This is a genomic window from Gelidibacter gilvus, from assembly GCF_004115975.1.
GTDB lineage: Bacteria > Bacteroidota > Bacteroidia > Flavobacteriales > Flavobacteriaceae > Gelidibacter > Gelidibacter gilvus.
This window is the reverse complement of sequence record NZ_SDDZ01000015.1, coordinates 49,978-62,128: the sequence shown is the minus strand read 5'-3', so window position 1 is coordinate 62,128 and position 12,151 is coordinate 49,978. Positions and strand designations below refer to the sequence as shown.

The 12,151-nt window shown below is 39.7% G+C and carries 9 protein-coding genes; 6 read left to right on the top strand and 3 right to left on the bottom strand.

What is annotated here, in order from left to right; genetic code table 11:
* The first annotated feature begins 104 nt into the window (after nucleotides 1–104).
* Both ESZ48_RS16935 and ESZ48_RS16930 read left to right on the top strand, forming a co-directional pair.
* The gene (locus ESZ48_RS16935; RefSeq protein ID WP_129018688.1) at nucleotides 105–878 is read left to right on the top strand and encodes a 3-keto-disaccharide hydrolase; all 774 of its coding nucleotides are present in this window, start codon (nucleotides 105–107) and stop codon (nucleotides 876–878) included.
* A 191-nt stretch (nucleotides 879–1,069) separates the two neighbouring features.
* Nucleotides 1,070–2,215 (top strand): Gfo/Idh/MocA family protein, encoded by a 1,146-nt coding sequence (locus ESZ48_RS16930; RefSeq protein ID WP_129018687.1) that lies wholly within the window; start codon nucleotides 1,070–1,072, stop codon nucleotides 2,213–2,215.
* A gap of 96 nt (nucleotides 2,216–2,311) precedes the next feature.
* Here the strand turns inward: ESZ48_RS16930 and ESZ48_RS16925 are convergent, their stop codons facing one another.
* Together ESZ48_RS16925 and ESZ48_RS16920 are read right to left on the bottom strand one after the other, a co-directional pair.
* A complete protein-coding gene (locus tag ESZ48_RS16925) occupies nucleotides 2,312–4,039 on the bottom strand; it encodes a thiamine pyrophosphate-binding protein (RefSeq protein WP_129018686.1) in 1,728 nt (575 codons plus the stop codon).
* 14 nt (nucleotides 4,040–4,053) lie between these two features.
* A complete protein-coding gene (locus ESZ48_RS16920) occupies nucleotides 4,054–5,673 on the bottom strand; it encodes an FAD-binding protein (protein WP_129018685.1) in 1,620 nt (539 codons plus the stop codon).
* Nucleotides 5,674–6,096: 423 nt separating this feature from the next.
* Here ESZ48_RS16920 and ESZ48_RS16915 point away from each other — a divergent pair, with 423 nt between their 5' ends.
* From ESZ48_RS16915 to ESZ48_RS16900, 4 genes are all read left to right on the top strand, one after another.
* Nucleotides 6,097–6,999, top strand: coding sequence for an EamA family transporter (locus ESZ48_RS16915; protein ID WP_129018684.1), 903 nt, complete (start codon nucleotides 6,097–6,099; stop codon nucleotides 6,997–6,999).
* Between the two features lie 125 nt (nucleotides 7,000–7,124).
* Nucleotides 7,125–8,156, top strand: coding sequence for a Fe(3+) ABC transporter substrate-binding protein (locus ESZ48_RS16910; protein WP_129018683.1), 1,032 nt, complete (start codon nucleotides 7,125–7,127; stop codon nucleotides 8,154–8,156).
* Nucleotides 8,157–8,215: 59 nt separating this feature from the next.
* Nucleotides 8,216–9,841, top strand: coding sequence for an ABC transporter permease (locus ESZ48_RS16905; protein ID WP_129018682.1), 1,626 nt, complete (start codon nucleotides 8,216–8,218; stop codon nucleotides 9,839–9,841).
* An 85-nt stretch (nucleotides 9,842–9,926) separates the two neighbouring features.
* Nucleotides 9,927–11,030: an ABC transporter ATP-binding protein gene (locus tag ESZ48_RS16900; RefSeq protein ID WP_449404162.1), complete on the top strand. Its 1,104-nt coding sequence runs from the start codon at nucleotides 9,927–9,929 to the stop codon at nucleotides 11,028–11,030.
* A gap of 379 nt (nucleotides 11,031–11,409) precedes the next feature.
* Here the strand turns inward: ESZ48_RS16900 and ESZ48_RS16895 are convergent, their stop codons facing one another.
* A complete protein-coding gene (locus ESZ48_RS16895) occupies nucleotides 11,410–11,757 on the bottom strand; it encodes a DMT family transporter (protein ID WP_394345732.1) in 348 nt (115 codons plus the stop codon).
* Between the last annotated feature and the right edge of the window lie 394 nt (nucleotides 11,758–12,151).

Sequence of the window (12,151 nt, the reverse complement as noted above, 5' to 3'; positions counted from 1 at the left end):
AGCTTAAAATAGATACAAAAGTTGTCAAATACAGCTTTTGAGCTAATAGATTGGAATAGCTGGCCAATAATAAAAGTAATATATAAATCTAAAATAGTAAACCAATGAAAAAAGTAAGTGTGATTATAATTTTAAGTTTTGTGCTCTTTCCTTTCTTATCAAGCTGCAAGGAAAACGCCAAAGAAACAACCAAAATAGAAAAAGAAACAGACAAGGAACCTATGGATAAAATTGATGACAGTGATGATTGGATCGTTCTTTTTGATGGCACCACTTCCGATGGATGGCGCGGTTATAAAAAGGACCACTTTCCTGAAGCATGGAAAATTGAAGATGGGACCATTCGTTGTATCGGATCGGGACGAGGTGAAGCTGGCCATAAGGATGGTGGCGACATTATCTATGATAAAAAATTCAAGAATTTCACATTAAGTTTGGAATGGAAAATTTCCGAAGGAGGAAATTCGGGTATATTTTATCTTGGACAGGAAGATTTAGATTATATCTGGAAAACTGCTCCTGAAATGCAAGTATTGGACAATGACAAGCATCCTGATGCCAAATTGGGTGTAGATGGTAACAGACAAGCGGGGTCACTGTATGACTTGATTCCGGCAAAACCACAAAATGCCAAACCAGTAGGCGAGTGGAACCAAGTGGAAATTACCGTTTATAATGGTACGGTTGTTCATAAGCAGAATGGCGTAAACGTTGTGGAATACCACTTGTGGACACCTGAATGGAACGCTTTGGTTGCTGGAAGTAAATTCCCGAGCCTTAACAAAGATTGGGCTGATGTAGCCAACGAAGGTTATATTGGTTTACAGGATCACGGCGACGATGTTTGGTTCAGAAATATTAAGGTTAAAGAATTGTAATCCTCCCCCTGCCCCTCCGAAGGAGGGGTGTGGTTTGGGATGATTATTTAAAATCATGAGATAGAATTAAATTCTTGCTATCGATCATTGTAGGAGAATGGCATTATGATTTTGTGACTCCATATGATGAGTATTTTCTTTTATCTAAACCACTATATTCAAAGTGAAACTTCAAAATATATTTTAAAAACATGAGAAAATTAAGAATGGGAATGATCGGTGGAGGCATCGGCTCTTTTATTGGTGATGTGCACAGGAAAGCATCAGGTCTTGATGGCATGATTGAACTGGTATGTGGTGCATTCAGCAGCACGGCGGAAAAATCAAAAGCCTCAGGTAAAGAATTGCTACTCCCTGAAGAACGATGCTATGCTAATTATGAAGACATGATTCTTAAAGAAAAAGAATTACCTGAAGATAGCCGCATGGACTTTGTAAGCATTGTCACACCAAACCACATGCACTTTGCACCTGCAAAATTTGCTTTGGAAAATGGTTTCCATGTGGTGTGCGATAAACCTATGACCTTAACTGTAGAGGAAGCGAAAATTTTAGAAAATCTGGTGACATCCACTGGGTTACTTTTTGCATTGACCCATAATTATCCGGGAAGTCCAATGGTTAAGCAAGCTAAAGCCATGGTTGAAAATGGCGATCTTGGAAAAATTAGAAAGGTACAAGTCCACTATTTACAAGGATGGATGGCCACTTCAGTTGAAGATTCAGGCAACAAACAGGCCTCTTGGCGCGTGGATCCTTCAAAATCTGGTGTTGGTGGTGCTTTAGGTGATATTGGCACCCACGCCCACAATTTGGTGGAATATATAACCGGATTACAGGTAACGGAAATTGCAGCAGATTTAGGTAAATTTGGTAAAGGCCGCATTCTAGACGATGATGGCAATATCTTGCTTCGCTTAGAAAATGACGCTAAAGGGACAATGTCATTTTCTCAGATTGCCGTGGGCGAAGAAAATAATTTCACGATCAGAGTTTATGGAGAAAAAGGCAGTTTGGAATGGCATCAGGAAAATCCAAATGAGCTGACCACACGTTGGATTGACCGACCTAAAATGGTTTATACACCTAACGGACATGAGCTTTATCCACTTTCGTTGGCTGCATCTCGAATTCCTGCTGGGCATCCAGAAGGCTATTTGGAAGCGTTTGCCAATGTCTATAAGAACTTCGCCACACATTTAAACGCATCTCTAACGGATAAGAAAATTGAAACACCTGACTATCCTACAGTGTCCGATGGCATAAAAGGCGTACAATTTATTCATGCTGCGGTTGAAAGTGACAGACAAAATGCAGCGTGGGTAAGCCTGAAATAAAATAATAAAACCAGATTTTAACTACAAATAAAGCGACGGTTTAGTGAGATCTAAACCGTTTTTTTATGCCGTGTAAAATTTTCTATGATAAATTCTCTACCCTAAAATTTTTCGCTTCACCGCTCTGCCAATAAATCGGACTTTATCATTAAATGGAAAATTCCCTAAAACTGTTTTGACCACACCTTGTGTAAATCGGGTGCGTTTTTTATAATCGATATGGACGTCAACTATGACCGTTTTATTTAATTGTGCCGCTTTCAGTGCTGTACTAATTACGTCGTCAATCTGCGCGTCATTTTCTATCACCAAATAATCTGCGCCAACAGCATGGGCAATGCCATCGATGTTGAAGTCGCCCAACACCGTAGCAGTTTTTCTATTATAAGGGATTTCTTGGCCTTGGGATATTTGGGAAAGTTCTCCATCATGGAACACGAAAATTGCAATTCCCAATTCATTTCTTTTTGCGGTCATCAATTCGAGTGCGGTCATCAAAAAAGCGCCATCACCTACAATTCCGACCACTTGTTTATTGGGATTGGCAAATTTGGCCCCAATAGCTGCTGGTACACAATAGCCCATGCAATTGAAGTCGGTGGGACTAATTAGATGTTTGCTCTTTAAATTCTGAAATAACTCTACCGTTAAGAAGGTGTGATTGCCATCATCTAAAACAGTTATGGCATCATCGTCAAGATGCGCTCTTAAACTCTTGAAAAAATGGTAAGGATTGACCCGGTCGAATTTAAAATCAGACCATTCCTTATAATACGCTTGTTTATCCTTGGCAATAGCACTAATTAAATTAGCATTGGTTTTTTCTATATGCTTATTGTTAAGTTCTTCCAATAAACTTCCCAAAACTAACTTGGCATCGCCTTGTATGGCCAGTTTGCTTTTATAATTCTTATCGAACACATTTTTATCGATGTCAATATGGATCAGGTTTTCAGGGACTTTCGCACCAAAACTTCCGGTCGGTATTTCTGCAAACCGTGTACCTACGGCAATTAAACAATCCACATCCTTAAACGCATTTTCTGAAGCAGGAACAGATGCAGGACCAAAACCCATTCCTGTGAACAATTCGTGATCGCCAGGAAACACGCTAAATCCTTGTAGGGTTGTGGATACAGGAGCATTAAGTCGCTCGGCAATTTTTACACTTATGGCCGTCGCCTCTTTGGCACCCCATCCTAAAAACAGGCCAACTTTTTTAGATTCAGAAATGATCCGAATGGCCTCATCCAATTGAGCTGCAGTGACGGTTGGTTTAAGTTCGGGTTTTTTATACGATAGAATCTCTGAAACTTCACCTTTGAACATTTGAATGTTTGTGGGTATTTCGATAAAAACAGGACCGGGATTTCCAGAAATTGCGATATTATAAGCTTCAAAAACACTGGGCATGATCTCCTGATGGTTTTTTATATGATAGGTCTTTTTGGTAATCCCACTCAAAACCGAATGCATATCCCATTCATGGAGCTGATAACTTTTATCAACATCAGTACGAATGCCACCGGAGATAACAAGCATAGGAATCCCGTCTAAAAAGGCTTCGCCAATCCCGCTTAACGCATGCGTCACTCCAGCTGCTGGTACAATCACCATGGTGCCGATAGTATCTGAAGTTCTACTGACGGCATCGGCCATAAACGAACCGCCACCTTCATGAGTGACCAGAATAGGCTTGATTTTTGAGGACTTGTTCAACTCATCATAAATTTCGGTATTGTGCACCCCTGGAATCCCAAATGTATGCGATATCGGTAATTGCTCTAATGCATTGACAAGTAACCACGCGCCTGTTTTTTTCATAATAAATTATCGTTTTAAAGTGTTGTTCCTGCTATATGTGCTCCGGCAACTCTGCCTGTTAAAATACATGATCCTAAAAAAGTCCCTTCCAAAGATCTATCTCCATGAATCCCTCCACCACCAAAACCGGCAGATTCGCCTACCGCGTATAATCCGGAGATCACATCGCCGTTCTTATCAATCACTTGTGAGTTGAGGTTTGTTGGAATACCTCCCAGACTTTTCCTACTTAATATATATTGTTTTACGGCAATCAATGGCCCTGCTTTTGGATCTAAAATCTTTTGAAATTTTGAAGTTCTGATTTTATCGCCTCTGTACAATCTGAAATTCACCAACCGTCGCAATTGTTCATCGTTAAAGTATTTTTTCCCTCGGTCAATTTCGTCGTCATAGGCTTTCAAATCCTTTTTAAGAATCTCTAAGTCCACGATATTATTTTGGTCTTGCTGATTCATTTTCTTTACCAAGTCGTCAAGAGTATCGGCAACAATAAAGCAGTCCGATTCTTCAATCAATCTACTTACCAAGGCCTTGTTTCCGAAGAGGACATCTTTTATCAATCTCAATTTATCCCGATTTCTAAAAGCTGTCATATAATCAGAACCTGAAACGGCCAATTCCTTAATGGCAATTTTCCAATTCATAATACTCCACGAATACTGCTCCTTCGTTTTTAGGATGTGCTCAACAAAATACGAAGTATCTGTATAAGCAACAAGAGGTGGCGTAAACCTTTTCCCTGTAGCATCGACCCAAATGGCCGATCGGGCCGGAACTAAACTTAAGCCATCTTTAAATTTGCCTTCTTCTGGATGTGGTGCGGGAATTCCGGCAGCATAATGCCATTGTTTATTAAGATGTGTTGAAGGAATGCCTTTTTTTTCTAAATCCAAATGTATGGCTCCATCCGCGTATTTATGCGAGCCGTTCAATAAGCTATCTGGTGGTGTACTGAGATTGGGATGCCAATGGCTTTTGACCAATTTTAAATCGCCGCCCATAATCCCACCGGAGGCGATGATGATATTTTCTGAGGTCATGCTGAATTTTTCATTTGTCAACACATTTAAAACTTCAACGCCTACGGCTTTTTTGTTTTCGATGATAATGGATTGAACTTTATGTCGAAACTTTATTTCTAGAAGTTCTTTTTTTGGGTGATGCAATAAATAATTGGTCACTTTATGCGAGAGATCATAGCCCGTTCCCCAAGTAATATGCCATCTCGGCACCGAATTTCCTTTGACATCCATGCCGCGTTCTGGCCAATTGACCACAGGAAGAAAGTCTACTTTTTTAGATACCAGCCAATTGTAAATTATGGAAATGGAATGCTCTGAGTAAAACTTGGCCCACTGTGCACCTAAACTTTCTGTTTCGGTGAATGCGCCATAACGCATCCAGTCCTCGTAAAGTAGTTGGGGGGAATCTTTAATCCCCGCTTTTTGTTGTTGAGGTGTGCCAGAAAATAAAATGCCTCCGAATGATTTTTTTGCCAATCCACCAAAGTTTTCCTCAATATCCCGCTCAATAATAAGCACTTTTTTATGGTTATCTAAAAGCTCAATGGCTGCCGATATTCCTGCCAAACCACCGCCAACGATGATGTTTTCGTATGTCAGAACCTTCATGAATTATAGTGTAAAATCATCAAAAAATTATTTTTATTAATATGATCATCTGACAACGTGTTACTGCACTTTGGAATACGGGTCGGTTTTAAAAAGCCCCAATCGTTTCTTTTTCTAAAAGAAGGTGAATGTATTGTGTTTGTGAAATTCTTCAATGGATAGCGGTAGTCGATAGAATGATAATAATCAGTCACTAAACTAAGCAATTTTTTAGATTATATAGGTCTCCAAATTGCATTAAAATCGTTTGTTTCTGTTTATCATTTCTGAGTTGAGCAATTCAGTTGAATGTTATTTATTTTGAAATGAATCGGTTTTAAGGTTCATAAGATTCCTGAAGAAAAGTTTGGCTGATTGTTTAGATTTGCCAGCGCAAGTTTCGCAAGAGGTGAAATAAACCATTAATCCATTTGTTTTTTTAATATGAATGTTCAGCTAAAAAGTGTTTTATATGTTGCTATTGGCGCAACCAGCTACGGTGTTTTGGCAACCTTCGTAAAATATGCCAATAATCAGGGCATTGGTACGGCTGGTCTTGCTTTTTCCCAATACTTGTTTGGAGCTATTGTGTTGAGTGTGTTGGTTTTTTTGTTTTCCAAAAAATCGGAAACCCCTCAATCTGAAAACAAGTCACTTCATCCCAAAATTCAATTGATGCTGTTTGGAGGTTTCTCTGGGTTAACCAGTAGTTTTTATTATTTATCCATTCAATATGTGCCCGTATCTGTCGGAATTATACTGTTGATGCAGACGATTTGGATGGGGGTGGTATTGGAGTTTTTTACCGCACGTGCGTTGGTCAATAAAGGAAAAATACTTGGTGCGTTTGTGGCTATTGTGGGAACCGTGTTGGCCGCGAAAATCTTTGAGACCGACATGGAGCTTAATTTTAAAGGCATCGGCTTTGGTCTGTTGGCGGCCATGTCATTTACAGGAATGATGTACGGCACGAGTCGGGTCGGGCTGCAGTTGTCTAATCTTGTACGGAGCCAATACCTGGTGTATGGAGGGCTCATTGTCATTGTACTATTTTGGAATGTTCAAATTCTGCAAGAATTTAATTGGACTATTTTGATAACCTGGGGCGTTTTTCTGGGCTGTTTCGGAACTATTCTACCACCAGTTTTATTCAATAAAGGGTTTCCAGTAATAGGAACAGGTCTGGGAAGTATTATTGCCGCTTTGGAAATACCTATTTCTGTCCTTAGTGCGTATTGGGTCTTAAATGAGGAGATTAGCAACTTACAGTGGCTGGGAATTGTTATTATTTTATTTGCAGTAGTCATGATCAATTTTCGAAAAAAAAGTAAGCCATTAAAATCTTGATTTTCAGCTATTTTCAAAGAATAATTTCGTCTTAAAGCCATACCTGGAAATGTTCGTTTTATTTCTTGTTTGTAATAAGTCTAAATAAGATTACCTTTGCAAATCAAATCAAAACACTAAACATAATGAGTAATTTCCTAAAACTCGGATTTATAATTTGCCTGATGACTTTAATCGTGGCATGTGGTGATTCTTCAACAAAAACACAAGAGGTCAATGTCTATACACATAGACATTATAAGGCCGATGACGAACTTTTTAACAAATTTACCGAAGAGACCGGTATTAAGGTCAATATCGTAAATGCCAGTGCCGACGAATTGATTCAACGTCTTGAAACGGAAGGAGAAAATTCTAGTGCGGACATCCTTATTACTGTTGATGCGGGACGACTTTATCGCGCGCAATCAAAAGACTTATTACAGCCTGTTCGATCTGAAATACTCGAAGCCAATATCGCACCTGAGTTTCGGGAAAAACAAGGCTATTGGTACGGGATGACTTACCGCGCAAGAATTATTGCATATGCGAAAGACCGGGTAAATCCGGAAGACATTAAAACCTATGAAGATTTAGCAGATCCAAAGTGGAAAGGTAAAATTGTGATTCGTTCTTCAGAAAATGTTTATAACCAATCATTGTTGGCTTCCATAATCTTGGCCGATGGCGAAGAAAAGGCCAGGGAGTGGGCAGAAGGTGTTGTAGCTAATATGGCTAGAAACCCAAAAGGGAGTGATCGTGACCAAGTCAAGGCAGTAGCTTCTGGTGAAGGTGATATTGCCGTGGTAAATACCTATTATATAGGATTGATGCTCAACGATGAGAATGTTGAAGAGCGTAAAGCAGGCGAGAGTGTGGGCATTATTTTTCCAAATCAAGATGGAAGAGGCACACACGTCAATGTGAGTGGCATAGGCGTGACTAAATACGCACCAAATAAGGATAATGCCATTAAGCTCATGGAGTTTCTTTCAGGGGCAGAGGCACAGCAAGTCTTGGCCAATATTAACTATGAATACCCAATCAATCCGAAAGCTACCAAAGCATCGATTTTAAAAACCTGGGGAGATTTTAAGGCAGATCCTGTGGAGCTTTATAAGCTTGGAGAAAATAACAGCAAGGCAGTTAAGATTTTTGATGAGGCTGGCTGGAAATAAAAATTATATTAAATTTTGACCTTCGTACAGAAGATCAAATCATTGATTAGCACAATTAAATGGCAAAAAAAACCACCTACTGGTGGAATAAGTGGACGGGTGGGGCAATTGTAATACTACTTTTAGTATTAACTCCCGTCTTCACTATTGTGATCAAGCTTTTCGATAAGCCTGGAGAGCATTGGGGACATATTGCGTCCACATTATTGCCTTCTTATTTTACCAATTCTTTTCTTTTGCTGCTCGGCGTAGGTATCTTTACCTTTCTTATTGGTGTCAGTATGGCCTGGTTAGTTTCAGTGTATGATTTTCCAGGTCGTAAGTATTTTGAGTGGCTTTTAATTCTGCCGCTCGCTTTTCCATCGTATATGATGGCGTACAGTTATGTGGGCATTTTGGAATATACTGGACCGGTTCAGGCGTTTTTGCGGAATAATTTTGACATCCATTTTAAAGGCGCCATTGTCGATATCATGAATATGCCCGGAGCAATTTTTATACTTTCCATAAGTTTGTTTCCTTATGTATATGTGATCTGTAGGACGTCTTTTACACGACAATCCGGCGCCATGCAAGAAGCTGCTTTTCTTTTGGGAAGCAATCGGATGCGCATGTTCACCAAGATTGCGTTGCCTATGGCGAGACCGGCAGTTGCTGGAGGCATTGCACTGGTGGGCATGGAAGTTCTGAATGATTACGGCACGGTAAAATACTTTGGAGTAGATACGTTTACGTCTGGGATTTTTAGAGCCTGGTTTTCTTTTGGAGATATCAATACGGCAATTTATCTTTCTGCAATCTTGACGTTGATTGTTTTAGCGTTGATCTGGTTGGAAAATATCCAAAGAGGGAGTCGGAATTGGAATGCAGGCAGTGGAAGTTCTAAACCAGCACTAAGAATCAGACCTAAGCGGAAAAGTACACGACGGTTATATATGGTACTTTGCCTAACCGTTTTGCTGATCAGCTTTATTTTTCCGCTCTTGCAACTTTTTTATTGGGTTTCCCTGACTTGGCGTAATGTTGTGGATTCTGAATTTGGAATTTTAATTTTTAGGAGTTTTTCTCTAGCGATTGGTTCTGCGGTGGCCATTGCGGTGATCTCTATATTTCTGTTGTATGCCATTCGCCTAAGTCCGCTGAAATGGACCAAACATATTGCTAGAACAGCGTCGTTGGGTTATGCTATCCCTGGTGCGGTTATTGCAGTAGGAGTGATGATTCCGATGATGGGCCTCGATCGCAAGATCAATTGGGCGCTTTCCAATAATATTGGGATGATTTTGTCAGGAACATTGTTTATCTTAGTGGTGGCGTATATTGTTCGGTTTATGGCTGTTGGCTATAATGCTATTGACGCAGGATTTCAGAAAACGGGAGCCTCGGTAAATGAGGTGGCACGATCCTTGGGTGCTTCGCCTTTAAGGACCTTATGGAAAATAGACTTACCTTTGATAAGGAACAGTATAGCGGGAGCAGTTTTGTTGGCCTTTGTAGACATTTTAAAGGAACTGCCGCTGACCTTGATCTTGCGACCTTTCAACTTCCATACCTTGGCGACCAAAGCCTTTGATATGGCAACCAATGAGATGATAGCGGAATCGGCAAACGCTTCCCTAGTAGTAGTTTTAACTGGGGTGATACCAATTATAGTGTTGAATAATATGATCAGTAGAAAAAAATGAGGAGTGATATATGAAGATCAATAGCTTTTGAAGTCAAACGGTAAGATAGAGCACGTCTTATCAAACGCAAAAGCAGAAAAAATGAATGAACATGGCGATTATTGAATTAAATAATATTAGTAAACGATATCGGAATGCCGACACCTATGCGGTGGATGGGGTGTCTTTTTCATTGGAAAAAGGTGAGATATTGGCACTTGTTGGCGAAAGCGGTTCAGGGAAAACAACCTTGTTGCGCTTAATCGCAGGATTGGAGCATCCTAATTCGGGATCTATTGAATTGGGTGGTGAAGTGATTGTGAGCGGACGAAAATCCTTGCCGACCAATAAACGGAAAACCGGAATGGTTTTTCAGGATTATGCATTGTTTCCACATCTGACCATTTTTGAAAATGTTGCTTTTGGATTAAAAGGGCTAAATAAAAAAGAGACCGAGCAACGTGTTCATGAAACTATAAAACTGACCGGATTAAAAGAAGACGTTAAAAAATACCCGCATCAACTTTCTGGTGGACAACAGCAGCGCGTGGCACTGGCCAGAGCACTTGCACCACGACCAGAGCTGTTATTGATGGACGAACCTTTCAGTAATTTAGATACCATCCTGCGTGACCAAGTGCGTGAGGAGGTAAGACAGATCATCAAAGCCATGGGGATTACGGCCATTTTGGTGACACACGATACCAAGGATGCTTTTTCTACTGCAGATAAAATTGCCGTTATGCTTAACGGGAAATTATTACAGCTGGATACTCCTGATAATTTATACAATAATCCAAACTCTTCCTATGTTGCTGAGCTTTTTGGAAAATCGAATAACGTTGTGGCTACGGTGGCACCAGGCGGATTTAAAACGCCATTCGGATTTGTATCCGGTCCCAAGGATTGTCCATTATCCGTAAATCGCGATAAGGTGAATCTCTTTTTCAGAGCCGAGGAAACCGATTTTTGTAATGCCGAAGAGCCACATCTCTGTGGGATGGTGGAACAATGTATGTACCTAGGCGATCATATGCAATTAAAAGTGTGTTGTAATCGATGTACAAGTTGTATCAAAGACTGTAAGGGAGAAGCGATGGATGATACGCAGACTATTTTATTGAAATCTTCAGTTCAAACGTGGAAACCAGGTGATATTGTTCGGTTTAAACTCAAAAACTTTAAAGTCAAAGAAACCGATTCTGACTAGGAATACCAATTTAAGATGGATGAGTGAACATGACTACAAAGTGAACTCTTCCATGGTGCTTGTTGTTATTTTTTAAATTACCGTCTTGGGACTAAAAATATTCAAAAATAAAAATATTCAAAAAAGTTAAATCACCTCATTAAGTGATTACGTTTGAACAAATTTAAGTTTGAACCTTCTTTATCTTGCAAGATCATGAAGCTGTCTTATAGCATCTATTTTGTGATATCAAGTGTCACCGAAAATTGAGAATCGGTTAAAATAAATATCTGTTTACGCCATAATTTTAACTTCCTAGAATGGCTTACGCACATTCTGAACTACAAACCACAAGAATTTCATCTTCTGCACAAAAACCTTAAGAGGGGCAATGTTCCTTTTAAGTATCGGTGCTTACCACCTGTAACCCAATTACGGAAATGACTAGGGTGCTAATAAAGAACATACGCCAAAACGTCACAGGTTCCTTGAACAGCAAAATACCTGCTATGACTGTGCCTACGGCTCCAATGGCGCCCCATACGGCATAGGCCGTGCCAACAGGGATGGGATTCTCACCGCCCATGGCCTTGAATAACAGATACATGCTTATGCCTACGCACACGATAAAAGAAAGTAACCATAGCCACATCTCCTTACCAGAAGTGTGTTGTGCCTTTCCTAAGCTTACTGCAAATCCGGTCTCGAATATGCCGCCAATGATCAATATAATCCAGTTGATGTTCATGTTGGTTTTAATTTATTATAAATAATTTGGTGAATGTCATTTCTAAAAATACAATTGTTCAATTTAACACACTAATAATAGTTCTATTTTTTATAGAACGTCTTTCTGCAATAGCCAAATTTTATGTAATTCGAAACAAATGTTATGATCCAAAACATTTTATTTCCACCAGTGGTTTAATCCATCAAAGCTTACCTCAATCGAAAAAGCAGTTTCTTATACATATTTCGTGAGCTTGCCCGCCCGTGCCGGTCGGACGGGTCTCGAGGTTCTTGATTTGGAGGATGATCTTTATTTGTAATTCCACAACCGATTTGGTATTAGGATAAATGGATAAGCTTATTCATCTTTAACATGACATTAATTGAAAGTGGCTTTGATTTTCTTAACTTAG